Annotated in this window: 23 protein-coding genes; 13 read left to right on the top strand and 10 right to left on the bottom strand. The window is 71.3% G+C overall.

Translation table 11 applies throughout. The features are described from left to right. Window positions 1–5: 5 nt before the first annotated feature. From ACFYZQ_RS00785 to ACFYZQ_RS00770, 4 genes are all read right to left on the bottom strand, one after another. On the bottom strand, window positions 6–944 hold the full coding sequence (locus ACFYZQ_RS00785) for a branched-chain amino acid ABC transporter permease (protein WP_389140156.1): 939 nt from the start codon (window positions 942–944) through the stop codon (window positions 6–8). A gap of 105 nt (window positions 945–1,049) precedes the next feature. Then, window positions 1,050–2,273, bottom strand: coding sequence for a branched-chain amino acid ABC transporter substrate-binding protein (locus ACFYZQ_RS00780; RefSeq protein WP_389140153.1), 1,224 nt, complete (start codon window positions 2,271–2,273; stop codon window positions 1,050–1,052). A gap of 589 nt (window positions 2,274–2,862) precedes the next feature. Further along, complete coding sequence (locus tag ACFYZQ_RS00775) at window positions 2,863–3,336, bottom strand: PaaI family thioesterase (protein WP_389140151.1); 474 nt, start codon at window positions 3,334–3,336, stop codon at window positions 2,863–2,865. Between the two features lie 48 nt (window positions 3,337–3,384). Beyond that, window positions 3,385–5,664, bottom strand: a complete 2,280-nt coding sequence (locus tag ACFYZQ_RS00770; RefSeq protein ID WP_389140148.1) for an FdhF/YdeP family oxidoreductase — start codon at window positions 5,662–5,664, stop codon at window positions 3,385–3,387. A gap of 532 nt (window positions 5,665–6,196) precedes the next feature. Between ACFYZQ_RS00770 and polA the strand changes: the two genes are divergently transcribed. Then, window positions 6,197–8,923, top strand: a complete 2,727-nt coding sequence (polA, locus tag ACFYZQ_RS00765) for a DNA polymerase I (protein ID WP_389140145.1) — start codon at window positions 6,197–6,199, stop codon at window positions 8,921–8,923. Between the two features lie 239 nt (window positions 8,924–9,162). After that, on the top strand, window positions 9,163–9,555 hold the full coding sequence (locus tag ACFYZQ_RS00760) for a hypothetical protein (protein WP_389140142.1): 393 nt from the start codon (window positions 9,163–9,165) through the stop codon (window positions 9,553–9,555). Here ACFYZQ_RS00760 and ACFYZQ_RS00755 read toward each other — a convergent pair. Further along, a complete protein-coding gene (locus ACFYZQ_RS00755; RefSeq protein ID WP_389140139.1) occupies window positions 9,476–10,330 on the bottom strand; it encodes a DUF4184 family protein in 855 nt (284 codons plus the stop codon). The genes ACFYZQ_RS00760 and ACFYZQ_RS00755 overlap by 80 nt on opposite strands. Before the next feature lie 314 nt (window positions 10,331–10,644). Here ACFYZQ_RS00755 and ACFYZQ_RS00750 point away from each other — a divergent pair, with 314 nt between their 5' ends. The 3 genes from ACFYZQ_RS00750 to ACFYZQ_RS00740 all read left to right on the top strand — a co-directional run bounded on the left by ACFYZQ_RS00750 (window position 10,645) and on the right by ACFYZQ_RS00740 (window position 13,769). Further along, entirely contained in the window at window positions 10,645–12,447 is a 1,803-nt protein-coding gene (locus tag ACFYZQ_RS00750; protein ID WP_389140137.1) for a lytic transglycosylase domain-containing protein, read from the top strand. 169 nt (window positions 12,448–12,616) lie between these two features. After that, window positions 12,617–12,751 carry an SPW_0924 family protein gene (locus ACFYZQ_RS00745; RefSeq protein WP_389140134.1) on the top strand — a complete coding sequence of 45 codons (135 nt, stop codon included), beginning with the start codon at window positions 12,617–12,619 and terminating at the stop codon, window positions 12,749–12,751. Between the two features lie 25 nt (window positions 12,752–12,776). Continuing rightward, window positions 12,777–13,769, top strand: coding sequence for a DUF3068 domain-containing protein (locus ACFYZQ_RS00740; protein ID WP_389140131.1), 993 nt, complete (start codon window positions 12,777–12,779; stop codon window positions 13,767–13,769). Between the two features lie 21 nt (window positions 13,770–13,790). Here ACFYZQ_RS00740 and hrpB read toward each other — a convergent pair whose 3' ends face one another. Both hrpB and ACFYZQ_RS00730 read right to left on the bottom strand, forming a co-directional pair. Further along, a complete protein-coding gene (gene hrpB, locus ACFYZQ_RS00735; protein ID WP_389140128.1) occupies window positions 13,791–16,325 on the bottom strand; it encodes an ATP-dependent helicase HrpB in 2,535 nt (844 codons plus the stop codon). Window positions 16,326–16,329: 4 nt separating this feature from the next. Next, window positions 16,330–17,190: a class I SAM-dependent methyltransferase gene (locus tag ACFYZQ_RS00730; protein ID WP_389141829.1), complete on the bottom strand. Its 861-nt coding sequence runs from the start codon at window positions 17,188–17,190 to the stop codon at window positions 16,330–16,332. 317 nt (window positions 17,191–17,507) lie between these two features. Between ACFYZQ_RS00730 and rpsA the strand changes: the two genes are divergently transcribed. From rpsA to ACFYZQ_RS00710, 4 genes are all read left to right on the top strand, one after another. Beyond that, a complete protein-coding gene (gene rpsA / locus ACFYZQ_RS00725) occupies window positions 17,508–19,001 on the top strand; it encodes a 30S ribosomal protein S1 (protein ID WP_031115633.1) in 1,494 nt (497 codons plus the stop codon). Between the two features lie 258 nt (window positions 19,002–19,259). Next, window positions 19,260–20,198: a PAC2 family protein gene (locus tag ACFYZQ_RS00720; protein WP_389140126.1), complete on the top strand. Its 939-nt coding sequence runs from the start codon at window positions 19,260–19,262 to the stop codon at window positions 20,196–20,198. Between the two features lie 64 nt (window positions 20,199–20,262). Further along, on the top strand, window positions 20,263–20,895 hold the full coding sequence (gene coaE / locus ACFYZQ_RS00715; RefSeq protein WP_389140124.1) for a dephospho-CoA kinase: 633 nt from the start codon (window positions 20,263–20,265) through the stop codon (window positions 20,893–20,895). 50 nt (window positions 20,896–20,945) lie between these two features. Further along, window positions 20,946–21,326, top strand: a complete 381-nt coding sequence (locus ACFYZQ_RS00710; RefSeq protein WP_389140121.1) for a tetratricopeptide repeat protein — start codon at window positions 20,946–20,948, stop codon at window positions 21,324–21,326. A gap of 22 nt (window positions 21,327–21,348) precedes the next feature. Here the strand turns inward: ACFYZQ_RS00710 and ACFYZQ_RS00705 are convergent, their stop codons facing one another. Next, the gene (locus ACFYZQ_RS00705; RefSeq protein ID WP_389140119.1) at window positions 21,349–21,660 is read right to left on the bottom strand and encodes a DUF6343 family protein; all 312 of its coding nucleotides are present in this window, start codon (window positions 21,658–21,660) and stop codon (window positions 21,349–21,351) included. A 68-nt stretch (window positions 21,661–21,728) separates the two neighbouring features. On the opposite strand from ACFYZQ_RS00705, the gene ACFYZQ_RS00700 reads away from it, so the two are divergent. The 3 genes from ACFYZQ_RS00700 to ACFYZQ_RS00690 all read left to right on the top strand — a co-directional run bounded on the left by ACFYZQ_RS00700 (window position 21,729) and on the right by ACFYZQ_RS00690 (window position 23,924). Next, entirely contained in the window at window positions 21,729–22,643 is a 915-nt protein-coding gene (locus tag ACFYZQ_RS00700; RefSeq protein WP_389140116.1) for an acyltransferase domain-containing protein, read from the top strand. A gap of 74 nt (window positions 22,644–22,717) precedes the next feature. Continuing rightward, complete coding sequence (locus ACFYZQ_RS00695) at window positions 22,718–23,395, top strand: class I SAM-dependent methyltransferase (protein ID WP_389141827.1); 678 nt, start codon at window positions 22,718–22,720, stop codon at window positions 23,393–23,395. A gap of 67 nt (window positions 23,396–23,462) precedes the next feature. Beyond that, window positions 23,463–23,924, top strand: coding sequence for a DoxX family protein (locus tag ACFYZQ_RS00690; protein ID WP_389140114.1), 462 nt, complete (start codon window positions 23,463–23,465; stop codon window positions 23,922–23,924). A gap of 15 nt (window positions 23,925–23,939) precedes the next feature. Here the strand turns inward: ACFYZQ_RS00690 and ACFYZQ_RS00685 are convergent, their stop codons facing one another. After that, complete coding sequence (locus ACFYZQ_RS00685) at window positions 23,940–24,461, bottom strand: RNA-binding S4 domain-containing protein (protein WP_389140112.1); 522 nt, start codon at window positions 24,459–24,461, stop codon at window positions 23,940–23,942. 59 nt (window positions 24,462–24,520) lie between these two features. Here ACFYZQ_RS00685 and ACFYZQ_RS00680 point away from each other — a divergent pair, with 59 nt between their 5' ends. Next, window positions 24,521–25,216 carry a uracil-DNA glycosylase gene (locus tag ACFYZQ_RS00680; RefSeq protein ID WP_389140110.1) on the top strand — a complete coding sequence of 232 codons (696 nt, stop codon included), beginning with the start codon at window positions 24,521–24,523 and terminating at the stop codon, window positions 25,214–25,216. Window positions 25,217–25,269: 53 nt separating this feature from the next. On the opposite strand, the gene ACFYZQ_RS00675 is transcribed toward ACFYZQ_RS00680, so the two are convergent. Further along, entirely contained in the window at window positions 25,270–25,929 is a 660-nt protein-coding gene (locus ACFYZQ_RS00675) for a GntR family transcriptional regulator (RefSeq protein WP_389140107.1), read from the bottom strand. Window positions 25,930–26,014 lie beyond the last annotated feature (85 nt).

Below are 26,014 nucleotides of genomic sequence, written 5' to 3'. Positions count from 1 at the left end.
GCTGCTCACGCCCTGTCCGCGACGCGTTCGCCGAGCAGGCCTTGTGGCCTGAAGAGGAGTACGAGGATGAGGAGGACGAAGGCCCACACGGCGGCCCAGCCCTGTCCTCCGAGCTGCTGCATGCCGGGGATGTCGGAGATGTAGGCGGTGGCCAAGGCCTCGGCCAGTCCGAGGACGATGCCGCCGAGCATCGCGCCGTAGATGTTGCCGATGCCGCCGAGGACGGCTGCGGTGAAGGCCTTGAGGCCGGCGATGAAGCCCATGTCGTAGGCGACGGAGCCGTATTTGAGGCCGTAGGAGACGCCGGCGACGGCGGCGAAGAAGCCGCCGATGGCGAAGGCGATGACGATGATGCGGTTGGTGTCGATGCCCATCAGCTGCGCGGTGTCCGGGTCCTGCGCGGTGGCCTGCATGGCGCGGCCGGTGCGGGAGAGGCGGACGAAGAAGGCGAGGACGGCCATGCAGATCGGGGCGGCGATGATCAGGAAGATGTCACCGCTCTGGATCGTGATGGAGCCCAGGTGGTAGGGGCCGAAGGGGAGTTGGGGGAAGACGCGGGCGGACTTGGCGTCGCCGTGGTAGTTGTACCAGTTGAAGACGGCCTGCTGGAGGGCGAGGGAGAGGCCGATGGCGGTGATGAGGGGCGCGAGGCGTGGTGCTCCGCGCAGTGGCCGGTAGGCGAAGCGTTCGGCGCCGACCGCGATGAGGACGGAGACTAGTGCGCCGCCCAGGAGCATCAGTGGCAGCGCTATCCACATGGATATGCCGTCCGGGAGGGCGAGGAAGACCGTGAGTGCGCCGAAGCCTCCGGTCATGAAGATCTCGCCGTGGGCGAAGTTGATGAGCTGGACGATGCCGTACACCATCGTGTAGCCGATGGCGATCAGCCCGTACATCGAGCCGAGGAACAGCCCGTTGGCCAGCTGCTGCGGCAGGGTGTTCACCGCGTGGCCTCCATGTGGTGGGGAGAGTGGAAGGGTAGAAGGCGGGCCGCGCGGTGACGGTGGTCTGCGCCGCGCGGCCCTGGTGGTGCGGAGTGTTCGGTTCTGCTACTTCGGGTTGGCGACGCCGCTCTTGACGGACTTCCACTCGCCGTTCTTGACCTGGTAGACGGTCAGCTGCTTGTTGGTGGTGTCGCCGAACTCGTCGAAGGAGATCTTGCCGGAGATGCCTTCGAAGGAGTTCTTCTGGACGGCGTCGACGATCTGGGCGCGGGCGCCGTCGGGGATCTTGCCGTCCTTCGCGACCTGGCCGACGGCCTTGATGATCGCGGTGGTGGCGTCGTAGGCGTAGGAGCCGTAGGTGCCGTAGTCACCGGGGTACTTCTTGGCCTTGTAGGTGGCGACGAAGTCCTTGGCGGCGGGCAGGGTGTCGACGGGGACGCCGATGGAGGTGACGAGGTCGCCCTCGGCGGCCTTGCCGGCGGTCTTGATGTAGGTGGGGGTGAACATGCCGTCGCCGCCGAACAGCGGGATGTTGGCGCCGCCCGCCTTGAGCTGCTTGGTCAGCACCTCGGACTCGTCGTACTGGCCGCCGTAGTAGAGCAGGTCGGCACCCGAGTTCTTGATCTTGGTGACCAGGGTGGAGAAGTCGCGGTCGCCGGTGTTGACGTGGTCGGTGCCGATGACCTTGCCGCCCTGCTTGGCGAACTGCTCCTTGAAGATCTTGGAGAGACCGGCGCCGTAGGTCTGCTTGTCGTCGACGACGAAGGCCTTCTTCTTCTTGAGGCCGTTGTAGGCGTAGTCCGCGGCGAAGGCGCCCTGGAGGGCGTCGGTGGTGGCGGTGCGGAAGTACGACTTGAACGGGCGGACCGGCTTGGTCTGCCAGTTCTTGCCCTGGGTCAGCTCGGGGGCGGTGTTGGAGGGGGAGATCTCGACCAGGTTGGCGCTGGCCAGGGTCTGCTGCATCTGGGTGGCCACACCGGAGTTGAGGGGGCCGACGACGCCGAGGACGTCCTTCTCGCCGACGAACTGGGAGGCGTTCTGCTGACCGGTGGCGGGGACCGCCTTGTCGTCCAGGGCCTTGATCTTGAAGGTGACGCCGGGGACGGTCTTGTTCTTGTTGGCGTCGTCGACGGCGATCTGTGCGCCGTACTGGATGCCGAGGCCGGTGGCGGAGTTCTGACCGGTGAGCGGGGCGTCGACGCCGATGACGACGGTGGTGTTGCCGCTGTCGCCGCTCTTGCTGTTGTCGTCGCGGGAGCCGCAGGCGGTGAGAGTCAGGGCTCCGGTGGTCAGTACGGAGGTGAGAATCACCAGAGAACGCTGTCGCACAATCAGTCCTTTCCGCAGGCACGTCCGTCCCTGCGGGGACGGGGTTTGCGGTGCCGGTACCGAACTCCCGGTGGAGCGGTGACTGGCCGTGACTCTAAGCCCGGGGTGCAGACATGGGCATTGTTGTGCGCTGGCTTGTGACTTTCTTGTTATGACGACGTGGACGACGCGGTGGGGCGAGGGCGGTTCTCAGCCGTTTTGGCGGGATTTGCCGCGGGTCCATATTTTGAGAACGCGCACTTCCGATTGGCCGTGGCCTCGACCGGCGGGTCTGTCCGGGTGTGGGGCCTTGGGGCAGCCCGGGGGCTTTCGGGGCAGTGCGCCGCCGCGGAAGGAACCGAGGTCCTCGCATTGCACGTGTGTTACGCAGCGTTACGTCAAGAAAAGGTAGGTTCGCATTTCGGGGTGAACGCTCGAACAATCGGACGTCGACGGCACCCGAAGTGATCTCCGGGGTGGTTCGTGCGGCGGGTCGGGTGAACCGCCGGCGTCGTCGGCAACTCGCCCCACAGTATGCGGACTTCATGCCGACGACGTCTCAACCGGCTTTGTTCTCGGCTCGGTCGGTTTCGCAACCCTGCGCAACCGCTCAGCCGCGCTCTCCCGCCGCCGGGGCGTCCCGCAGCAGACAGGTCAGCCGGGCGGTGCACACGCGCCGGCCGGCTTCGTCGCTGATGACGATCTCGTACGTCGCCGTCGAGCGGCCCCGGTGCACGGGGGTGGCCACGCCGGTGACGAGGCCGGAGCGTGCCCCGCGGTGGTGGGTGCAGTTCAGGTCGACGCCGACCGCGATCTTCGAGCTGCCGCCGTGCAGCATCGAGCCCACCGAGCCGAGGGTCTCGGCCAGTACCGCGGACGCGCCCCCGTGCAGCAGCCCGTACGGCTGGGTGTTGCCCTCGACCGGCATGGTCCCCACGACCCGGTCCGCGGAGGCCTCCGTGATCTGCACACCCATCCGGGTGCCGAGGTGTCCGGCGGAGAACAGGGCCTGGAGGTCGACGCCGAGCGCCGCGTACTCGTCGATGACCTCCTGCGGGAACTTCACGTGACTCTGCTCGCCCATCGGCCCGGCTCCGTTCGTCGTGAACCTGTCTGTCGGCTGAGCAAACGCTCAGTCGGTCGTCGATTGTTCCAGACGTACGACGACGGACTTGCTGGCCGGGGTGTTGCTGATGTCCGCGGTGGCGTCCAGCGGGACCAGGACGTTGGTCTCCGGGTAGTAGGCCGCCGCGCAGCCCCGCGCCGTCGGGTAGTGCACCACCCGGAACCCGGGTGCCCGCCGCTCCACGCCGTCCTGCCACTCGCTGACCAGGTCGACGTACGACCCGTCGGCCACGCCCAGCTTGCGTGCGTCCTCGGGGTTGACGAGGACGACCCGGCGGCCGTTCCTGATGCCCCGGTAGCGGTCGTCGAGCCCGTAGATCGTGGTGTTGTACTGGTCGTGCGAGCGCAGCGTCTGGAGCAGCAGCCGGCCCTCGGGCAGCGCCGGGTACTCCACCGCGGCGGCCGTGAAGTTCGCCTTGCCCGTCGCCGTCGGGAAGCGGCGCTCGTCGCGCGGCGCGTGCGGGAGGGCGAAGCCGCCGGGGCGGGCCACACGGGTGTTGAAGTCGTCGAAGCCGGGGACCACGCGCGCGATGCGGTCGCGGATGGCGGTGTAGTCCTTCTCGAAATCCTCCCACGGCACCTTGCTGTCCTCGCCGAGTACACGGCGCGCGAGACGGCACACGATCGCCGGCTCGGACAGCAGGTGCCGGCTCGCCGGCTCCAGGCGGCCCCGGGAGGCGTGCACCATGCCCATGGAGTCCTCGACCGTGACGAACTGCTCGCCGCCGGCCTGCTCGTCCCGCTCGGTGCGGCCGAGTGTGGGCAGGATCAGGGCACGCGCGCCCGTGACCACGTGGGAGCGGTTGAGTTTCGTCGACACGTGCACGGTCAGCCGGGCCCGCCGCATGGCCGCCTCGGTGACCTCGGTGTCGGGGGAGGCGGAGACGAAGTTGCCGCCCATGGCGAAGAAGACCTTCGCCTCGCCGTCGCGCAGCGCGCGGATGGCGCGTACGACGTCGTAGCCGTGCGCGCGCGGGGGTGCGAAGCCGAACTCCTTCTCCAGGGCGTCCAGGAAGGCCGGGGCTGGCCGTTCGAAGATGCCCATCGTGCGGTCGCCCTGCACGTTCGAGTGGCCGCGTACCGGGCACACGCCCGCGCCCGGGCGGCCGATGTTGCCGCGCAGAAGGAGGAAGTTGACCACCTCGCGGATGGTCGGCACGGAGTGCTTGTGCTGGGTGAGGCCCATCGCCCAGCAGACGATGGTCCGCTCGGAGGCCAGGACCATGCCGAGGGCCTTTTCGATCTCCGCGCGCGTGAGGCCGGTCGCGGTGAGCGTCTCGTCCCAGTCGGTGGCGCGGGCTGCCTCGGCGAACTCCTCGTAGCCGTGGGTGTGTTCGCGGACGAAGGCCTCGTCGACGGCGCCCTCCGTCTGAAGGATCAGCTTGTTGAGGAGGCGGAAGAGCGCCTGGTCGCCGCCGATGCGGATCTGCAGGAACAGATCGGTGAGGGCGGCGCCCTTGAGCATGCCCTGGGGGGTCTGCGGGTTCTTGAAGCGCTCCAGGCCCGCCTCGGGCAGCGGGTTGACGCTGATGATCCGCGCGCCGTTCGCCTTCGCCTGCTCCAGCGCGGAGAGCATACGGGGGTGGTTGGTGCCGGGGTTCTGGCCGGCGACGATGATCAGGTCGGCCTCGTACAGGTCCTCAAGCAGGACGCTGCCCTTGCCGATGCCGATGGTCTCGTTCAGCGCGGAGCCCGACGACTCGTGGCACATGTTCGAGCAGTCGGGCAGGTTGTTGGTGCCCAGCTCGCGCGCGAAGAGCTGGTACAGGAACGCTGCCTCGTTGCTGGTGCGGCCCGAGGTGTAGAAGACGGCCTCGTCGGGGGAGGTGAGAGCGGTGATCTCGTCGGTGATGATGTCGAAGGCGCGCTCCCAGCTGACCGGCTCGTAGTGCTCTCCGCCCTCGGGGAGGTACATGGGATGTGTGAGCCGGCCCTGCTGGCCGAGCCAGTAGCCGCTGCGCCGGGCGAGATCGGCGACCGGGTGCTCGGCGAAGAACTCCGGGGTGACCCGGCGCAGGGTCGCCTCCTCCGCCACCGCCTTCGCGCCGTTCTCGCAGAACTCCGCCTTGTGCCGGTGGTCGGGCTCGGGCCAGGCGCAGCCGGGGCAGTCGAAGCCGTCCTTCTGGTTGACCCGCAGGAGCGTCAGCGCGGTGCGCTTCACGCCCATCTGCTGCTGGGCGATGCGCAGGGTGTGCCCGATCGCCGGCAGTCCAGCCGCCGCGTGCTTCGGCCCCTCGATCCGAGGCGCGTCCTGGACCGGATCCCCCGTCGGTGGCTTCGTCGCCATCGCACGCTCCCCTTCGACTGTGTATGTGCCATGCCCGACCGATCCTCGCACGCGGCGCCGACAACGCCTGCGGGCGGGCGGGGGCGAACAGGACCGACGGCCCGGAGAACCGGGCACCCGCCCCTACACCGGCCGCCGGAGGGGGCCCAAGGGGTCGAACCCCTGGCGGAGTCGAGGACGCGCTGCCCATGACGGGGTCCAAGGGGCGCAGCCCCGGGCGGGGTCGAAGGGGCCCCATCCCTGGGGGTGGGAGAGGGTGAGGGCGGCGGGGGGCGAGAACCGATCGGCATGACGTCCGCCGCGCTCGGGCGGGCCGTCCCCGGAGGCCTCGACGGGATTCGGGCCCCGGCAGCCGGCTCCGCGGACCGCGCGCCTGCCGGGCCTGGTGGCCGTCGCCCCTGCTCGTGGCCCGGCCCCCGCTTCGTCCCCGGCTGCGCTCCCTCCCGCCTGCTCCCCACCGGCCCTCTCTCCCTGCCCCGGCCGAAGCCGGCGCGGCGCCCACGCTGTCAGTGGGGCGTGGCAGGATCGGGGCGTGGCAGAAACAGCATCGAAGACGACCGACAAGACCTCCGGCGGCACCCGTCCCCGGCTGATGCTCATGGACGGGCACTCGCTGGCCTACCGCGCGTTCTTCGCGCTGCCCGCGGAGAACTTCACGACCGCGACGGGCCAGCCGACGAACGCGATCTACGGCTTCGCGTCGATGCTGGCCAACACCCTGCGTGACGAGGCGCCCACACATTTCGCGGTGGCGTTCGACGTCTCCCGCAAGACGTGGCGCTCCGAGGAGTTCACGGAGTACAAGGCGAACCGCTCCAAGACCCCGGACGAGTTCAAGGGCCAGGTCGAGCTGATCGGCGAGCTGCTCGACGCGATGAACGCGCAGCGTTTCGCCATAGAGGGGTTCGAGGCGGACGACGTCATCGCGACCCTCGCCACCCAGGCCGAGGCCGACGGCTTCGAGGTGCTGATCGTCACCGGTGACCGCGACTCCTTCCAGCTGGTCTCCGAGCACACGACGGTGCTGTATCCCACGAAGGGCGTCTCGGAGCTCACCCGGTTCACCCCGGAGAAGGTTCTCGAGAAGTACGGGTTGACGCCCGCCCAGTACCCCGACTTCGCGGCGCTGCGCGGCGACCCGTCGGACAACCTGCCCGGCATCCCCGGCGTGGGCGAGAAGACCGCCGCGAAGTGGATCAACCAGTTCGGTTCGTTCGCGGAGTTGGTCGAGCGCGTCGACGAGGTCAAGGGCAAGGCCGGGCAGAACCTCCGCGACCACCTGGAGGCGGTCAAGCTCAACCGCCGGCTGACCGAGCTGGAGCGGCAGGTCGAGCTGCCCAAGGCGGTCGCCGACCTGGAGCGGGCACCGTACGACCGCAAGGCCGTCGCGATGGTCCTGGACACCCTGGAGATCCGCAATCCGTCCCTGCGCGAGCGGCTCTTCGCCGTCGACCCCGGCGCCCAGGAGGCCGAGGCCACCCCGATCGCGACGGACGGCGTGCAGCTGGACGGCACGGTCCTCGGCACGGGTGAGCTCGCCCCGTGGCTCGCCGAGCACGGCACGGAGCGGCTCGGCGTCGCCACCGTCGACACCTGGGCGCTGGGCACGGGCTCGGTCGCCGAGGTCGCGCTCGCCGCCGCCGGCGGAGCGGCCGCCTGGTTCGACCCCGCCGAGCTGGACGAGTCCGACGAGAACGCGTTCGCGGCCTGGCTCGCCGCCGCGGACCGCCCCAAGGTCCTGCACAACGCCAAGGGCGCCATGCGCGTCTTCGCCGAGCACGGCTGGTCGGTGCGGGGCGTGACCATGGACACCGCGCTCGCCGCCTACCTGGTCAAGCCCGGCCGCCGATCCTTCGACCTGGACGCGCTGTCCCTGGAGTATCTGCACCGCGAGCTGGCACCCGCCGCGGCGGCCGACGGCCAGCTGGCCTTCGGCGCGGACGACGGCGCGGAGGCCGAGGCCCTGATGATCCAGGCCCGTGCGGTCCTCGACCTGGGAGAGGCCTTCGAGGGCCGGCTCGAGGAGGTGGGCGCGGCGGACCTTCTGCGGGACGTGGAACTGCCCACCTCCGCGCTCCTGGCCCGTATGGAGCGGCACGGCATCGCGGCCGACCGAAGCCACCTCGAAGCCATGGAGCAGATGTTCGCCGGCGCGGTGCAGCAGGCGGTGAAGGAGGCGCACGCGGCGGCGGGCCACGAGTTCAACCTGGGCTCGCCCAAGCAGCTCCAGGAAGTCCTCTTCGGCGAGCTGGCCCTGCCGAAGACGAAGAAGACGAAGACCGGCTACACCACGGACGCCGACGCCCTGGCATGGCTGGCCACCCAGACCGACAACGAACTGCCGGTGATCATGCTCCGCCACCGCGAGCAGGCGAAGCTGCGGGTCACGGTCGAGGGCCTGATCAAGACGATCGCGGGCGACGGCCGCATCCACACCACCTTCAACCAGACGGTGGCCGCGACCGGCCGGCTGTCCTCCACGGATCCCAACCTGCAGAACATTCCGGTCCGTACGGACGAGGGCCGGGCGATCCGCCGCGGTTTCGTCGTCGGCGAGGGCTTCGAGTCCCTGATGACCGCGGACTACAGCCAGATCGAACTGCGGGTGATGGCCCACCTGTCGGAGGACGCGGGCCTGATCGAGGCGTTCACCTCGGGTGAGGACCTGCACACCACGGCGGCCTCCCAGGTGTTCGCGGTGGACGCCTCGGCGGTGGACGCGGAGATGCGCCGCAAGATCAAGGCGATGTCGTACGGCCTGGCGTACGGGCTGTCGGCCTTCGGCCTGTCCCAGCAGCTGAACATCGAGGCCGCCGAGGCCCGCGCCCTGATGGACGCCTACTTCGAGCGCTTCGGCGGCGTACGGGACTATCTGCGCCGGGCGGTCGACGAGGCGCGGGCGACCGGCTACACCGCGACCCTCTTCGGGCGCCGCCGTTACCTGCCGGACCTCAACAGCGACAACCGGCAGCGCCGCGAGGCGGCCGAGCGCATGGCCCTGAACGCGCCGATCCAGGGCACGGCGGCGGACATCGTCAAGATCGCCATGCTGAACGTGGACCGGGCGCTGCGCGAGGCCGACCTGAAGTCCCGCATGCTCCTGCAGGTCCACGACGAAATCGTCCTGGAGGTGGCCCCGGGCGAGCGGGAGGCCACCGAGGAGATCGTCCGCCGTGAAATGGCGGGCGCGGTCCAGCTGAGGGCCCCCCTGGACGTCTCGGTCGGTGTCGGCCCGGACTGGGAGTCGGCGGCCCACTAGCCACTTCGGCAGTGCTTGCTCGTCGTCGCTGCGGGAGGCCTCCGCAGGGGTGACGAGCAACCACTACGGCGCACCTCAGTGGCCCCGTGCCCGAACCGGCGGCGGTTCGGTCCGGTCACGGGGCCACCCGCACAGCCTTCGCCCAAGCCCCCCAGGGCGCAACGGGCTCCGCGGGGCCGCGTCACTCATGTGGCCCCCGCCAGAACGCCGTCACCGCCCCCGCCCGTCAAGATGCGGTCATGGGTATACGCACGCCCCACCGCCGGACGGCCCGCACACGGACCCCGAGCCGGCCTGGTGCCGCCGCGGCCCCGGACAGGCCGTCCCCGCCGGTTCCGGACTTCTCGGCCGAGGCGAGCACCGCCCGCATTCCCGCCGACCCGGCCAGGGCCGTCCGCAGGACTACGGCGGCCCTCGGACGCGGCCTCGGCGGCCGGCTCTCCCGGGCGGGAAGAGCGGCCGCCGACCTGGGCCGTGGCTATCTGGCCCTGCTCCTCGCGCGACTGACGAAAATCCGCTCCGCGCGCACCATGACCGTCTTCGTGGCGCCGCTCACCGCGCGGCCGATCCGGTCCGCCGCACACCGGCCCCGCCGGGACCGGCGGCAGTCCGGGCCGGACGCCACACCCTGACGGCCGCGGCGTACAGCAGCAGCCCCGCCGCCAGCCCCGCGCCCAGCCCGAAGCACAGCGTCGGCACCAGCTGCCAGGGTCTGGCGCCGACACCCCGGTACGCCCACCACCGCAGCGCCCGCTGCACGGCCCCGACGATCGCGCAGCCGCCGATCGCCGCGGCCGCCCACCAGCGGTCCCGCACCGACAACAGCGCGACCCCGGCCGGTGCGCCCCCGGGCGTACGGCGCGCCGCGCGCCCCACCCATGCCGCGATCACGAGGGCGGCCACGAGCGAACAGCCGTACTGGAGGCACTGGTACAGCGGCACCCCCGCCAGTGACCGGGAGAGAACGGGGAAGAGCCGCACGCCCCACCGGCCGTGGTGTGTGAACGCGTCCCACACGACGTGTGTCAACGCGCCGAGCACCGCGGAGACGTACCACCAGGCGGCAGAAGCGGGCCCTACACGCGCGCGTGGCGCCCCGCACCGCAGCAGCGCCGCCCACCGTCCCTGGCGCCCCGGCGGGAGCAGCGCCACGAGCGGTTCGCGCAGCAGCAGCCACAGCCCCACCAGGGCCCAGGACACCGGCACGTCGACGGTGAGCACACCGGCGAAGGAGTGCGTGACGTCCCCGAACCGCATCGCCCCGGGCAGGACACCCGCCGTGTAGTAGGTCATGTCGGGAGAGAACGAACCCGCCACCAGCGCCGCCGGTACCAGCCGGCCCCGGCCGGACCCGTCCCCGCGGACAGCGGGCAGTACGGCCGCCGCATGGCTGAGAGTGAACGGCAACTCGGCCCCTCAGGTCGGACATTACCGGGCGGTTCACCCGGTGGTCGTGCCGCCAAGTATGCGGGAGGGCACCTCGGGCCAACGGCACATGGCCAACCGGTGAAAACCGGGCACGACCGGGTGCCCCCTGAAAGGAAGTTGTCGTAGGGTCACCTGGGTCACCGTGCCGGGACGCACGGTGCGGCACATCACGGCACGAGTGGAAAAACGCAACGGGGGCAACCACAGTCACGGGTCAACCGTCACAACGGGCGAGTGGAAAGAGCGGAAAGACTTGAGACGGGCGCTCAGGCGTCCACGGGAGGGTTCACTCTATGGCGGCGCATTTCGGCAGTCGGCTGCGCAAAGGGGCGGCGACCACCGCCGTGGCCGCGGTGGCGGTCGCGGCTCTGTCCGCGTCCCAGGCTCCAGGAGTGACGGCCGAGAACCAGGACAGACAGGCAGCCGCCGGCGCCACCTCCGCGCCGGACGCCACGTCCGGGGGTGACGCCGCGTCCGGGGGCGACGCCACCGGCGACTCGCCGTACTACACGGACCTGCCGCCGCTGCACAGCCCCAACCCCAGCCCGTCGCCGACCACCGGCACGCCCACCTCGCCGGGCGGGACCGAAGCGGGCATACCCGCGACCGTCCTCGACGCCTACAAGAAGGCCGCGGACGAACTGCGCGGCTCCAAACCCGGATGCAACATGCCCTGGCAGCTCCTCGCCGCCATCGGCAAGGTCGAATCGGGGCAGGCGCGGGGCGGCCGCGTCGACGCGAACGGCACCACCATCGGCCGGATCCTGGGCCCGCAGCTCGACGGCAACGGCTTCGCGCTCATCAAGGACACCGACCACGGTGCGTACGACGGCAACAGTTCCTACGACCAGGCCGTCGGCCCCATGCAGTTCATCCCGTCGACGTGGGCCTGGGCGGGCCGCGACGGCAACGGCGACGGCGTGAAGGACCCCAACAACGTCTACGACGCCGCGCTCGCCGCCGGTCACTACCTGTGCCGCAACGACTGGGACATGTCCACCCAGGCCGGTCTGCACAGCGCGATCCTCAGCTACAACAACTCGCAGGACTACCTCGACACGGTCCTGTCGTGGCTGGAGTACTACCGCAAGGGCACCCACTCCATCCCCGACGGCACCGGCTCGGTGCCGTCGCACCGCAGCGACGACGGCACGCCGAGGACCAGCCCGTCCCCGACACCGACGCACCCGCACAAGCCGACGCACCCGCACAGGTCGACGCCGAGCCCGAAGCCGCACGGCCCGGGCGACGGCAAGCCCACCGAGCCCGCCCCAGACCCGACCCCACCGAACACGCCCCCGAACACGCCTCCGAACACTCCCCCGAGCACGCCCCCCACCCCCACCGACACGGTGGACCACCTGGAGGACGCGGGCACCGCCAAGCTCACCGCGATGGCCGGGGACGCCTTCACCCAGCGCATCAGCACCCGCGCCGAGACGAAGGCCGGGAAGGCCGTCGCCAAGGTCAGGATCCGGCTCACCGTCGTCGGCGACACGGACGCCACCTTCACCGGCGGTGAGAAGGTCGCCACGGTCATCACCAACAGCACCGGCACCGCCGTGGCCCCCGCCCTCAACGCCGGTGAGAAGACCGGCGACTTCACGATCCGCGCCACCGTCCTGGGCCGCGCGGTCAGCGGCCTCGACTACAAGGCGACCGTCACGGCGCGGGCGGCCGACACCCTCGCCCGCACCAGCGACACGGCGTTGACGTGCACACCGGGCGGTGAGTTCGCCGACCAGGTGGAGGTGAAGGCCACCTACAAGGGAGCCGTAGCCGACAAGGTCGCCGCCACCGCGACCCTGATCAAGTCCGCCGACGACGCGACCGCGAACGACAAGGGCCCCTACTTCAAGGACGCCGACGGCAACGCCGTACGCACCCTGACGGGCCTGGAGACGGACGGCGACGGCCTGCTGAAGCTGCCGAAGCTGTACGCGGACGACACCACCGGCACCTTCCTGCTCCGCATCACGACGACCGGCGGCGCGACGCTGACCGTCGAACTGAAGGTCGCCGCGGCGGACCCCTCGACGAGCCCGTCACCGAGCGGCACCGGGACCACCTCCGCCTCCCCGAGCCCCACGGCATAGGGACCAAGGGTCCGCAAGGACCCGCCGCACCCGACGAGGGCGCCCCCTCCGCTCCGGCGGAGGGGGCGCCCTCGTCGGCTGTGCGCGACTGTTCTCATCTCGCCCTCCCGTTGCTACGGTGCCCGGACCTGACGCTGTATCAGTTCCGGACGGTCCGGGAGGGTCCCTCATGCGCGCCCTGATCGCCGCCGCGACCGGTTTCGCCCTCGCGCTCGTCCTGATCCTCGCGATCGGAGCGATGGGCCCCCCGGCCGGCCGCACGTCACCGGAACCGCTGCTCACCACGGTGCCCCCGCACCCGTGACCGCCCGCCCGTGAGGGAGGCCGAAATGCGCCGCACGGCCAGTCTGATCCTGCTCGCCCTCGCCGTGTTCTTCGCGGCGCTGTCCCCGCTGCTGCGCTGGTACGCCTTCCCGCGCCTGGCCAAGATCCCGGCGAACCAGTACGAGACCATGGTCCTGGAGGCGAAGGGCGCCACACTCCTCGACTACGGCACGATGAAGGCCAAGAAGGTCCCCAAGGTCACCATCGTGCAGACCCTCAAGGGCGACGTGGAGGCGGCCCGGACGATAGAGAAGACGGCGGGGCGGGACGTCGTCGTCTGGGACGGCCTGTCCTACGTGCAGGGCCCCGACGGCAAGATGGTCTCCAAAGTTCCCGAACGCTACATCTTCGACGCGCACTCCCAGGAACCCGTCCACGCCACCGGTGAGATGGTCGACGGCGACCCCGTCAGGCGGGACGGCATCGAGTTCAAGTGGCCCTTCCTCACACAGAAGCGGGACTACGAGTACTTCGACGCGCAGACCCGCACCACCAACCCCATCCACTACAAGGGCACCCAGGACTTCCGCGGCCTGAAGGTCTACTACTTCGAGCAGACCGTCCCCTGGACCAAGGTGAAGATGCCCCGCACCATGCCGGTCAAGGGCATCACCCCCGAGTCGATCGCCAAGACCGGCACGACCCGCTGGTACACCACCGTCCGCAGGTTCTGGGTCGAGCCCGTCACCGGCGCCCCCGTCTACGGCGAGGAGATCCACCAGGAGGAACTGCGCGGCGGCACCCTGCTCGGCGGGCGTGCCAAGGTGACGGCGTTCGCGGGGGACGTGAAGATGCGCGAGGACTACACCGAGCACACCGTGGCCCTGGTCAAGCACAACCGCACGATCGTCCTGCTGCTGACGTCCTACCTGCCCTGGGGCTTCCTGATCCTCGGGATCCTGCTGCTGGGGCTTTCGCTGTACCTGGAGGCCCGTGGCCGCGGGCCGTCGGACCCGGCGCCCTCCCGGACCGCCGCACCGGAGCCGGTCAGCGCCTGAGTCGGTCAGCGCCTGAGCCGGTCAGCGCCTGAGCCGGGCGTTGGTGTGCCGCGTCGGTTCGGCGCCGGCCGGGTCCTCGGGCCACGGATGCTTCGGATACCGCCCGCGCAGCTCGGCCCGTACGCCCTTGTAGCCGTCCCTCCAGAAGGACGCGAGGTCGGCGGTGACGGCGGCGGGCCGCCCGGCGGGGGAGAGGAGATGGACGAGCAGTGGCACCCCCGCCACGGCGGGCGACTCCTGCAGCCCGAACATCTCCTGCAGCTTCACGGCGAGGACGGGCTGCTCCGGGTTGCCGTAGTCGATCCGGATCCTCGACCCACTCGGTACGGTGATCCGCTCGGGGGCGAGTTCGTCGAGCCGCGCGGCCTGCCCGGAGGACCAGGGCAACAGCCGCCCGAGCGCCTGCCCGGCGTCGATCCGCGCCAGGTCGGCGCGGCGCCGGGCACGGCCGAGCTCGGGCTCCAGCCACTCGTCCACGCGCGCGTGCAGCGCCTCGTCGGACACGTCCGGCCACGGCTCGCCGACCCGCAGCCGCAGGAAGGCCAGCCGCTGCCGCAGGCCGACGGCCTCGGCCGACCACCGCAGCAGCCCGAACCCCTCCTGCCGCAGCCCCTCCAGCAGCGCCTCCCGAACGAGGCCGGAATCGACCTCCTTCAGAGGCCGTACCCCCAACTCGACGGCCCCGAGCCGCTCCACCCGGCGCGCGACGACGTCGCCGTCCGCCCAGCGCACCTCGTCACGCTCCTCGTACAGCGCCCCGGCCGCGACCCGCGCGAGCCCGTCGTCCACCGCGGCGCCGAGCCGCACACGCGCGTGCCCCTTGCCGAGCGGCCGGTCGGCCACGGCGACGGCGATCCAGGGCACCCCGCGCAGCGCGGACCCCTCGGCAAGCTCGGCCCGCGTCCCGGAGACCATGAGGTACGACCCGCCGTCGAGCTTCGCGATCCGCTCCGGGAAGGCGAGCGCGGCGACGAGCCCGGCGATGTGGTCGTCGCCGGTGCGAGCTCCGACCTCGGCGTCCGCTTCTGATCGGAGGCCATGGGCGGGTGGGTGGGAAACCCCCTCAGAGACGACGGCCCGCAGCCGCCGAACCTCGACAGCCCACCGCTTGGCGTAGGCGTCACCCCCACGCCGAGCACTCCGCAACGCACCGGCGAGATCATCCCCGTACTCCCGGGGCGCCTCCTCGCTGAGCAGCGCCACGATCTCGGCGCCGCCGGAGGCGTCCAGCAACGCCCTCCCCAGCCGGGGGTGCAACCCCAGCCGAGCCAACCGCACCCCCCGCTCCGTGGCCTGCCCAGCGGAGTCGACGGCCCCAACGGCTGCCAGAGCGGAGCGCGCCGCGGCCATCGCCCCGCCCGGCGGCGGATCCAGCAATGCCAGCCCGGAGGCGTCCGGATCACCCCAGCAAGCCGCCTGCAGGGCGAACGCGGTCAGGTCGGCCACCTTGATCTCCGGTGACGGAAACCGCGGCAGACGCCCGTCCTCGGCCTCGGCCCAGCACCGGTACACGATTCCCGGCGCCTCACGCCCGGCACGCCCCGCCCGCTGCCGCCCGGCGGCCTGCGACGCCCGTACCGTCGCCAGCGCGCTGAGCCCGCGCGCGTGGTCCACGCGCGGCTCCCGCGCCAGCCCGGAGTCGACGACCACCCGGACCCCGGGAACCGTCAGCGACGACTCCGCCACGGAGGTCGCCAGCACCACCCGGCGCCGTTGCCCCGGCACCAGCACCGCGTCCTGCGCCGCCGCCGACGCCCGCCCGTGCACCTGGAGCACGTCCACGCCGGCCACGTCACCCAGGTCCCCCAGCAGCCCGGCGACCCGCGCGATCTCGCCCACGCCCGGCAGGAAGCACAGCACGTCCCCGGAGCACTCGGTCAGCGCCCGGCGGACCACCGAGGCCACGTGCGCGAGCAGTGCCGGGTCCACCCACGTGCCGTGCGACGGCCGTACCGGACGCGCCGGGGGCGCGTACACGGTGCCGACCGCGTGCGCCGAACCCCGCGCCTCGATCACGGGCGCCCCGCCCAGCAGCCGCGCCCACTGAGCCCAGTCCGTGGTCGCCGACGCGGCCACGAGGCCCAGATCCGGCCGCAGGGTCTCCCGTACGTCCCACAGGAACGCGGCCGCCGTGTCCGCGTCCAGGTGCCGCTCGTGGCACTCGTCGAGCAGGACCACGTCGACACCGGTCAACTCCTGGTCCCGCTGCAGCCGCTGCAGCAGCACACCGGTCGTGACGACCTCCACGCGCGCGTGCCGGCCCGCGACCCGCTCGCCGCGCACGGTGTAGCCGACGCTGTCGCCGGCCTGCTCGCCCAGCAGCCAGGCCATCCGCCGCGCCGCGGCCCGCGCCGCGATCCGCCGCGGCTCGGCCACGACCACCCGCCGCGCGGGCCCGCTCCCGAGCAGCCCGGCCAGTGCGAGCGGCACCAACGTCGTCTTGCCGGTGCCGGGCGGCGCCCCGAGGACGGCGGTGCCGTGCGCCTCCAGGGCGTCGTTCAGCGCGGGCAGGGCGCTGCGTACGGGGAGGGCGTCCAGGGCGTCGTAACGGATCACGCACTCAGTCTCGTACGCACACGAAGATCGCCGTCCCCGGGATCAGGTTGCCCCGTAGCGGCGACCACCCGCCCCACTCGGAGGTGTTCCAGGCCGGCCACTCCGGCTCGACCAGGTCCACCAGCCGGAAGCCCGACGACGCGATGTCCCTGACCCGGTCGCCCAGCGTCCGGTGGTGCTCGACGTACACCGCCCGGCCCTCGTCGTCCTGTTCGACGTACGGCGTGCGGTCGAAGTAGGAGGCGGACACCGACAGCCCCTCGGGCCCGGGCTCGTCCGGGAACGCCCAGCGGATCGGGTGCGTCACGGAGAACACGAACCGCCCGCCCGGCCTCAGCACCCGGCGGACCTCCCGCAGCACCAGCCGCGGGTCGGCGACGAACGGCAGCGCCCCGTACGCCGAGCACGCCAGGTCGAAGGAACCGTCCGCGAAGGGCAGCGCGCCGGCGTCCGCGCACACCAGGGGGAACGATCCGCCGATGCGCAGCGCGTGCTGCAGCTGGCGGTGGGAGAGGTCCAGGGCCACCGGGCGGGCGCCCTGTGCGGTCAGCCAGCGCGAGCACTGGGCGGCGCCCGCGCCGATCTCCAGGACGTCCTTGCCCTTGAGGTCCTCGGGCGGGCCGAGCAGTTCCGCCTCCACCTCGTCCAGGCCCTCGGGGCCCCACACGAAGCGGTCGTCGCCGAGGAACGTGCCGTGTTCGATCTGGTAGTCGTCCGCGTTCCGGTCCCACCAGCCCCGGTTGGCCCGGGAGCTCTCCGTCACATCGGCGTCGCGCCGGGTGGCTTCCGGTTCGAACGGTTCGGGCTCTTGGATGATCGGCTCCCTCGTCGTACTCTTCCGTCCAACCGGTCGGAACGGTGTCAGGAAGACGTCCCCGAAGGCCCGCTTGGCCTTGTTGGACGATTCTTGTGCCGGGTATGCGGCGATCCGCCCCGGGTGTGCGGCTTCGCGCATTGACCCTGTCCGGCTGCCCCCGTATGCTACAAGTTGCGCTGCGGGCCTGCGCACCTCAGACGTAGCAGGCTGCGCTCGCATCTGTTGTATGTCCCCTCGGTTGTCGAGGCGCCATCACCGATCCTGGTGGGGCGCTTCCTTGGCTGTCCGGCTTCATCAGAGCGAAACGGGCTCCCGGCGTAAGCAGTACCTACGACTTCAATGTCCGTACCGGAGCCCTTTCCCACATGACGAGCAGCACCGAGACCACCGCCACCACCCCGCAGGTAGCGGTCAACGACATCGGTAACGAGGAAGCCTTCCTCGCAGCGATCGACGAGACGATCAAGTACTTCAACGACGGCGACATCGTCGACGGCGTCATCGTGAAGGTCGACCGGGACGAGGTCCTGCTCGACATCGGTTACAAGACCGAAGGTGTCATCCCGAGCCGCGAGCTCTCGATCAAGCACGACGTCGACCCCAACGAGGTCGTCGCCGTCGGTGACGAGATCGAGGCCCTGGTCCTCCAGAAGGAGGACAAGGAAGGCCGCCTGATCCTCTCGAAGAAGCGCGCCCAGTACGAGCGTGCCTGGGGCACCATCGAGAAGATCAAGGAAGAGGACGGCATCGTCACCGGTACCGTCATCGAGGTCGTCAAGGGTGGTCTCATCCTCGACATCGGCCTCCGCGGCTTCCTTCCGGCCTCCCTGGTCGAGATGCGCCGTGTTCGCGACCTTCAGCCCTACGTGGGCAAGGAGCTCGAGGCCAAGATCATCGAGCTGGACAAGAACCGCAACAACGTGGTCCTGTCCCGCCGTGCCTGGCTGGAGCAGACCCAGTCCGAGGTCCGCCAGACGTTCCTCACGACCCTGCAGAAGGGTCAGGTCCGCTCCGGTGTGGTCTCCTCCATCGTCAACTTCGGTGCCTTCGTGGACCTGGGTGGCGTCGACGGTCTGGTCCACGTCTCCGAGCTGTCCTGGAAGCACATCGACCACCCCTCCGAGGTCGTCGAGGTCGGCCAGGAGGTCACGGTCGAGGTCCTCGACGTCGACATGGACCGCGAGCGTGTCTCCCTGTCGCTGAAGGCGACCCAGGAAGACCCGTGGCAGCAGTTCGCCCGCACCCACCAGATCGGCCAGGTCGTGCCCGGCAAGGTCACGAAGCTGGTTCCGTTCGGTGCGTTCGTCCGCGTGGACGAGGGCATCGAGGGTCTGGTCCACATCTCCGAGCTGGCCGAGCGCCACGTGGAGATCCCGGAGCAGGTCGTCCAGGTCAACGACGAGATCTTCGTCAAGGTCATCGACATCGACCTCGAGCGTCGTCGCATCAGCCTCTCGCTGAAGCAGGCCAACGAGTCCTTCGGTGCCGACCCGGCCGCGGTCGAGTTCGACCCGACCCTGTACGGCATGGCTGCCTCGTACGACGACCAGGGCAACTACATCTACCCCGAGGGCTTCGACCCCGAGACCAACGACTGGCTCGAGGGCTACGAGAAGCAGCGCGAGGAGTGGGAGCGCCAGTACGCCGAGGCGCAGCAGCGCTTCGAGCAGCACCAGGCGCAGGTCATCAAGTCCCGCGAGGCGGACGCCCAGGCGGCTGCCGAGGGTGGCGAGGCCGCTGCTCCGGCCGCGTCCGGTGGCGGTTCGTACTCCTCCGAGGGCCCGGACAACTCCGGTGCGCTGGCCTCGGACGAGGCGCTCGCAGCGCTGCGCGAGAAGCTGGCGGGCGGCCAGAGCTGATCGCTAGCCGCTGGGCTTAGCCGATGGTCCTGAGGGGCCGCACCTTTTGAGGTGCGGCCCCTCAGCCGTGTCTCGGGCCTGCCGGTCGTCGTTCGTCTGCCGGCCGCTTATGGCTGGTCGCGCAGTTCGCCGCGCCCCCAAGGGGGGCGCCGCGGCCCCTGCCGAGATGGCGGCGAAATCCGATCATGGCCGAGCCGCGGGAATGCCCACGCTCCAGGGCACGTTGTTGATGACGGACAACGAGGAGGGGCGGTCACTGTGCTTGATCCGCAGGGTTTGTACGCGTGGGAGCCGAAGGGGCTGGCCGTCGTCGACATGGCGCTGGCCCAGGAGTCGGCCGGGCTTGTCATGCTCTACCACTTCGACGGATACATCGACGCGGGGGACACCGGTGACCAGATCGTCGACCGGCTCCTGGACACACTGCCCCACCAGCTGGTCGCCCGCTTCGACCACGACCGGCTCGTGGACTACCGCGCGCGCCGCCCGCTGCTGACCTTCCAGCGCGACCGCTGGACCGAGTACGAGGAGCCCGGCATCGAGGTCCGGCTCGTCCAGGACACCACCGGTGCGCCCTTCCTGCTGCTGTCCGGCCCGGAGCCGGACGTGGAGTGGGAGCGGTTCGCCGCGGCCGTGCGGCAGATCGTGGAGCGGCTCGGCGTCCGCCTGTCCGTGAACTTCCACGGCATCCCCATGGGCGTCCCGCACACCCGGCCCGTCGGTCTCACCCCGCACGGCAACCGCACCGACCTCGTCCCGGGCCACCGCAGCCCCTTCGACGAGGCCCAGGTCCCCGGCAGCGCCGAGGCACTCGTCGAGTACCGCCTCATGCAGGAGGGCCACGACGTCCTGGGCGTCGCCGCGCACGTCCCGCACTACATCGCTCGCTCCCCGTACCCGGACGCGGCCCTGACCGTCCTGGAGGCCATCACGGCCGCGACCGGTCTGGTCCTGCCCGGCATCGCCCACGGCCTGCGTACGGACGCCCACCGGACCCAGACCGAGATCGACCGGCAGATCCGCGAGGGCGACGAGGAGCTCACCGCCCTCGTCCAGGGCCTCGAGCACCAGTACGACGCCGCGGCGGGTGCCGAGACCCGCGGCAACATGCTCGCCGAACCGGCCGACATCCCCTCGGCCGATGAGATCGGCCGCGAGTTCGAGCGCTTTCTGGCGGAACGCGAGGGCGACAACTGACGCCCTGCCCCTGACAGACCGCCCGCCGGGCGGTGTGTCAGGGGCAGGCCCTAAGCTTCCGCTCATGCTGACAGTGGGCCTGACCGGTGGGATCGGCGCCGGCAAGAGCGAGGTGTCGCGGTTGCTCGTCGAGCACGGTGCCGTGCTGATCGACGCGGACCGCATCGCGCGCGAGGTCGTCGCGCCGGGTACCGAGGGCCTCGCGGCCGTCGTCGAGGCCTTCGGCGACGAGGTGCTCGCCGAGGACGGCAGCCTGGACCGGCCCAAGCTGGGTTCGATCGTCTTCGTCGACCAGGAGAAGCTGGCCCTGCTGAACTCGATCGTGCACCCCTTGGTGGGCGCCCGCTCCCGCGAGCTGGAGGACGCGGCGGCCGAGGACGCCGTCGTCGTCCACGACGTCCCCCTCCTCGCGGAGAACGGCCTCGCACCGCTGTACGACGTCGTGGTCGTCGTCGACGCCGACCCTCAGACCCAGCTCGACCGGCTGGTCCGGCTGCGGGGCATGAGCGAGCAGGACGCACGCGCGCGCATGGCCGCACAGGCGACCCGGGAGAAGCGCCTGGAGATCGCGGACATCGTCATCGACAACGACGTACCGCTTCCGGTGCTGCGGCAACGGGTGCGCGAGGTGTGGGACGAGCTGGTGGGCCGGGCGCACGCGCCGAGCGGGGACGCCGGGGCGCCGTTCCAGGAATAGCGGCTCCCGAAGTGGGCGTTGAACCCCTCCAGTGAGGGAAGGACTCTGCCGTGCCCGAGACCAGCGGTTCCACCGGACGTACCCCGGAGACGCATGTCATCGACTTCCGTGCCGCCGAGCAGTTGCTCAACGCACGGGACCCGCAGGGCGCGGTGAAGCTGCTCGACGGAGTCATCGCCGCGCACCCGGAGAACACGGCCGCGCGGCTGCTGCGCGCGCGTGCCTTCTTCGCCGCCGCGCAACTGCGGCCCGCGGAGCTGGAATTCACCGTCGTCCTGGAGCGCGAGCCGGACAACGCCTTCGCGCACTTCGCGCTCGCCCGCACCTATGAACGCCAGGGACGGCCCGACCAGGCCAAGCGTCACTTCCGGCTGGCGGCCGCGCTGGACCCCAACCCGGAGTACCTGAAGGCGGCACGCTTCGACTCCTGACCCGCGGACCTCTTGCCGCCGGTCACGGATGCCGGTGCCGGAACGGCGGGCGGCGCTTCGGCGGGGGACCGGGCGAGTGGTCCTCCGGCGGGCGGTACGGCGGGATGTCCCGGCCCGGCTGGTAGTGCGGACCCTGCCGGATGTGCCGAGTGATCATGATCAGGTCGACGGTGACCACCAGCCACAGCACCCCGCACGCCGCGGCCCACCCGGGACGCCCGGCGAGTGCGAACGCCGTCGTGCCGAAGACCGTCCAGACCAGTCCCCACACGCTCAGCCAGAACCGCATCCGCAGCGCACTGCGCGCGGTCGCCGGCTCACTGCCCGTACGCATCACGGTTCACGCTCCTCCGTGGCCGCGTACCCTTCCACGAGGACCTTCACCCAAGGGGGGACCGCACCGTGCTGCCGGACGCCGACGACCTGCCCGAGCTGCTCCTCGACCTCGCCGTACCGCACGAGGACATCAACGAGCTCGTCGGGCTGCGGCGCGCGGTGACGGCGGACCCGGGCGTGCTGCGGCTCCTCGCGGAGTGCGTGGCGGAGCTGGTCCGGGACATCGGACAGGTCGGCACCACACCGGACGGCCTCGACGAGCGGATCGCCGCCGTCCCGGCCGCCCTGGCGCGGTGCTTCCCCGTGTACGTGTTCCTCGCCGCGCTGCCGCACGCGCGCGCGTACCATCGCGAGCGCGGCATCCCGGCCGACGTCTCCCGGCACACCCTCGCCGACCTCGGCCGGCACCTCACCGTCCACCGCAGGCGGTACGGCACGGCAGGGCTGGAGTTCCCACGCTGGCTCGCCCACCACTTCCGCGGTGAGCTGTACCAGCTGGGGCGACTGCAGTTCCAGCGGGCGGAACTCGGGGAGCGCACCGCGCAGGCGCTTGCCGCGGCCGGAGAGCGGGCGGCACCGGGCGCCCCCTGCCTCTCCGTCCACATACCCGATTTCCACGGCCCGTTGACCCCGGCGGCCTGCGACCGGTCGGTGGCGCTGGCGCGGGAGTTCTTCGCCCGGCACTTTCCCGAGGAGCGGTACACGACCGCGGTCTGCCACTCCTGGCTGCTCGATCCGCAGTTGCGGCGGTACCTGCCCGAGCACTCCAACATCGTCCGCTTCCAGGAGCGGTTCCGCACCGCTCGCGAGGACACGGAGCCGGCCGACCGGGAGCCCGTCCACTTCGTCTTCGGTGACCCGGACCTGCCGGTCGACCGGTTGCCCCGCCGGACGGCCGTCGAGCGGGCCGTCGGCGACCATCTGCGGGCCGGCCGGCACTGGTACATCGGGCACGGTTGGTTCCCGCTGCGGACCGAATAACTCGAACGAGTGAACAAGTGCCGGAGGGGAACGGGCTTGCGGGGCCCGGCCGTTGTTCGGGCATGACGGTGGAGATGCGTGAGGGATACGACGGGACGGGACCGGGTGCGATCACCCCGGACGGCTGCGCGGTCGAGTTGTACGCGCGGCTTCCGGTCGGTGACGAGCCGGACATCATCGCCGCGGCGGTTCCCGCCGGGGCACACATCCTGGAACTGGGCAGCGGGGTGGGCCGGATGACGCACTCCCTGCTGGAGCGGGGTTTCACGGTGACGGCGGTGGACGAGTCCGCCGAGATGCTGGAGCGCGTCCACGGGGCGCGGACGATATGCAGTCCGATCGAGGAACTCGACCTGGGCGAGAAGTTCGACGTGGTGATGCTCGCATCCTTCCTGGTGCACGCCGGGGACGTGGAGGTCCGCCGGGGACTGCTGCGCACCTGCGCCCGGCACGTGGCGGAGGGCGGCTGCGTGCTGATCCAGCGGGAGGGCGAGGACTACCACACCGATCTGCCGCGGGAGAGAGTCGACCCCAGCGGCTTCACGGTGCGGATGCTGTCGGCGGAACCGGTCGGGGACGGCGTGAACTCGGTGCGCGCGGAGTACGTGTTCCCGGACGCGGTGTGGACGCAGACGTTCTTGTCCCGGCCACTGACGAAGGAGCAGTTCGAGGAGGCGCTGGCGGAAGCGGGACTGGAGGTGGACGAGTACCTGACGCCGGACAGAGTGTGGGTGCGCGCGGTGCGGCGATGAGTTCTGGGCCTCGGGCGGGTCTACCTCGGTGACAGCCACCGGGACCGCTTCACCCAGGGAGAACCCAATGCCCGAGACCACTGCCCCCGCTGCCCCCGCCGCCTCCGCCGCTTCCGGGAGCCGCCGTGGTCGCCGTGGCCAGGCCGCCCGGGTCGCCCTGCGCACGGTGCAGGTGCTGCTAGCCCTCCTCTACGGGATCGCGAGCGCACTGCCCAAGCTCATCGCCCACCCGTCGGCCGTGGAGTCGTTCGACAGGATCGGCTGGGGCAGCACGGGGATGTACACGATCGGTGCGCTGGAACTCGCCGGGGCCGTGGCCCTGCTGGTTCCGGCCCTGCAGTCCCTGGCGGCGATGGCGCTGAGCGCGCTGATGGTGGGCGACTTCATCGTCCAGCTCACCGTCTTCGACGGGCAGTACGCCGCGACACCGCTGATCCTGATCGTGCCGCTGGCCGTGATCGCCTGGGCCCGGCGCGGGCAGAACACGGAGCTGCTGCGGCTGCTGCGTTCGGCCCGGCCGGGAGCGTGACCCCTGCGCTTGGGGTCACTGCCCTCCGGGACGCCCCCTGAGTCCGTTCAGCGCCCGCAGGCGTTCCAGCTCGCGGCGGTCGCGCTTGGTGGGGCGGCCCGTGCCGCGGTCGCGCAGGACGAGGGGGGCCACGGCCTCGCGGGGCGGGGGCGGCGGGGAGTTGTCGATGTAGCACTGCTGGGCCACGGGGGCGCCGACCCGCTTGCGGATCAGACGCTTGACGATCACGACCCGCTCACGGCCCTCGTGCCGCAGTCGCACCTCGTCGCCGACGCGCACGGCGTACGCGGGCTTGACGCGCTCGCCGTTCACATGGACGTGTCCGCCGCGGCAGGCGGTGGCCCCGAGGGAACGGGTCTTGATCAGCCGGACCGCCCAGATCCAGCTGTCGATGCGCACGGTCTCACCGGCCGCAGGGCCCGCCGCCTCCGCCGCGGCCACAGCGGCGGTGATCTTCGGGTCGACGGTCTGTGCGTCCGTTCGCGCGGCACCACCGGTGTCGCGGGTGGTGTCCTCGTCCGCATCCTGGGAAGCCATGTCCTCGACCTTAGCTCGCCGGGCTGGGGAAGCCGGACACGTTTTCCTACCGTGGAGGAATGGACATCAGCGGTCTGAACCAGCTCGACCGGCGCGTCGCGGGCTGCCGGGCCTGCCCTCGGCTGGTCGCCTGGCGGGAGGAGGTGGCCCGTACCAAGCGCGCCGCCTTCGCCGACTGGACGTACTGGGGGCGGCCGGTGCCGGGTTACGGACCGTCCGACGCCCGGCTGCTGATCATCGGCCTCGCACCCGCCGCGCACGGCGGCAACCGCACCGGCCGCATGTTCACCGGCGACCGCTCCGGGGACGCGCTGTACCAGGCCCTGTACGACGTGGGCCTGGCTTCCCAGCCCACCTCCGTGCACGCCGGCGACGGGCTCGAGCTGTACGGCGCCCGCGTCACCTCACCCGTGCACTGCGCCCCGCCCGCCAACAAGCCGACCCCCGAGGAACGGGACACCTGCCGGCCCTGGCTGGTGCAGGAGCTGCGGCTGCTGCGGCCGACGCTACGGGCCGCCGTCGTCCTCGGCGCCTTCGGCTGGCAGGCCGCGCTGCCCGCGTTCGCCGAGGCGGGCTGGAGCGTCCCCCGCCCCCGCCCCGCCTTCGCCCACGGCACCCGGGTCGCGCTCGACGGCCTGGACCTCTTCGGCTGCTTCCACGTCAGCCAGCGCAACACCTTCACCGGCCGGCTCACCCCCGAGATGCTGCGGGAGGTGCTGCGGACAGCGGCGGAGGCCGCCGGGCTGGGCAGCTGACCCGCATCACCCCGCGCCCCTTGCATGGCGTCACCCGGCCTGGTGTCACGGCGTCACCCGTTCTCCGCGGCCTCGCCGAACAGGTGCCGCACAGTCGACCGGTAGTTGGCCTGGACGTGGCGCAGCGCCTGGGCGCGGGCGCGGTCCGGGTCGCCGGAGGCGATTGCGTCGTACAACTCGCGGTGTTCCGTGAGTAGTTGGTGCCACTCCACGTTCTGCCGGGTCAGCCAGCGCAGTCGGCCGTCGACCGGTTCCATGACCGAGATCAGCAGGGTGTTTCCCGCCAGGGCCCGGATGCGGTCGTGGAAGCGCGTGTTGACGTCGGTGATCGTCTCGGCGTCCCCCGTCCCGGTGGCCGTGGCCGCCTGGTCCAGCAGTGCGCGCAGCTCCGCCAGCGCCTCAGGGGTCGCCCGTGACGCGGCGAGCCCGGCCGCGTACACCTCCAGCGCCTCGCGCAGCTCGAAGAGTTCCCTGACGTCGGTGGGGGACAGCCGGCGTACGACCGTGCGGCGCGGGGTCTCGAACAGGACGAAGCCCTCGTTGACCAGGGCCCGGATCGCCTCGCGGACCGGCACGCGCGAGACCCCGAAGCGCTCGGCCAGCTCACGCTCGACGAGCCGGTCGCCGGGGCGCAGACGGCCCGCGATGATGTCCTGCCGCAGACCGGCCAGGACGCGCTCGCGTACCGCGCCGAGGGGTTCGATCTTCGCCATGGGCCCATCTTCGCCGACGCGAGGGGTCTTTTACGGAGCCGTAACGGGACGGACATCGGTCGCGGCGCTTGACGGCGGCACCATG

It is taken from the genome of Streptomyces sp. NPDC001843 (assembly GCF_042891955.1).
Lineage (GTDB): Bacteria > Actinomycetota > Actinomycetes > Streptomycetales > Streptomycetaceae > Streptomyces.
This window is presented reverse-complemented; position numbering and strand designations above follow the sequence as displayed.

What these genes read in the sequence shown, in the direction of transcription:
- ACFYZQ_RS00775 (WP_389140151.1), bottom strand. Translation starts at nt 3,336, where the DNA reads ATGGGCGAGCAGAGTCACGTGAAGTTCCCGCAGGAGGTCATCGACGAG.
- ACFYZQ_RS00745 (WP_389140134.1), top strand. Translation starts at nt 12,617, where the DNA reads ATGCGCGCCCTGATCGCCGCCGCGACCGGTTTCGCCCTCGCGCTCGTC.
- ACFYZQ_RS00690 (WP_389140114.1), top strand. Translation starts at nt 23,463, where the DNA reads ATGCCCGAGACCACTGCCCCCGCTGCCCCCGCCGCCTCCGCCGCTTCC.
- ACFYZQ_RS00760 (WP_389140142.1), top strand. Translation starts at nt 9,163, where the DNA reads ATGGGTATACGCACGCCCCACCGCCGGACGGCCCGCACACGGACCCCG.
- ACFYZQ_RS00770 (WP_389140148.1), bottom strand. Translation starts at nt 5,664, where the DNA reads ATGGCGACGAAGCCACCGACGGGGGATCCGGTCCAGGACGCGCCTCGG.
- ACFYZQ_RS00680 (WP_389140110.1), top strand. Translation starts at nt 24,521, where the DNA reads ATGGACATCAGCGGTCTGAACCAGCTCGACCGGCGCGTCGCGGGCTGC.
- ACFYZQ_RS00685 (WP_389140112.1), bottom strand. Translation starts at nt 24,461, where the DNA reads ATGGCTTCCCAGGATGCGGACGAGGACACCACCCGCGACACCGGTGGT.
- coaE (WP_389140124.1), top strand. Translation starts at nt 20,263, where the DNA reads ATGCTGACAGTGGGCCTGACCGGTGGGATCGGCGCCGGCAAGAGCGAG.
- ACFYZQ_RS00740 (WP_389140131.1), top strand. Translation starts at nt 12,777, where the DNA reads ATGCGCCGCACGGCCAGTCTGATCCTGCTCGCCCTCGCCGTGTTCTTC.
- ACFYZQ_RS00675 (WP_389140107.1), bottom strand. Translation starts at nt 25,929, where the DNA reads ATGGCGAAGATCGAACCCCTCGGCGCGGTACGCGAGCGCGTCCTGGCC.
- rpsA (WP_031115633.1), top strand. Translation starts at nt 17,508, where the DNA reads ATGACGAGCAGCACCGAGACCACCGCCACCACCCCGCAGGTAGCGGTC.
- ACFYZQ_RS00695 (WP_389141827.1), top strand. Translation starts at nt 22,718, where the DNA reads ATGCGTGAGGGATACGACGGGACGGGACCGGGTGCGATCACCCCGGAC.
- ACFYZQ_RS00750 (WP_389140137.1), top strand. Translation starts at nt 10,645, where the DNA reads ATGGCGGCGCATTTCGGCAGTCGGCTGCGCAAAGGGGCGGCGACCACC.
- ACFYZQ_RS00705 (WP_389140119.1), bottom strand. Translation starts at nt 21,660, where the DNA reads ATGCGTACGGGCAGTGAGCCGGCGACCGCGCGCAGTGCGCTGCGGATG.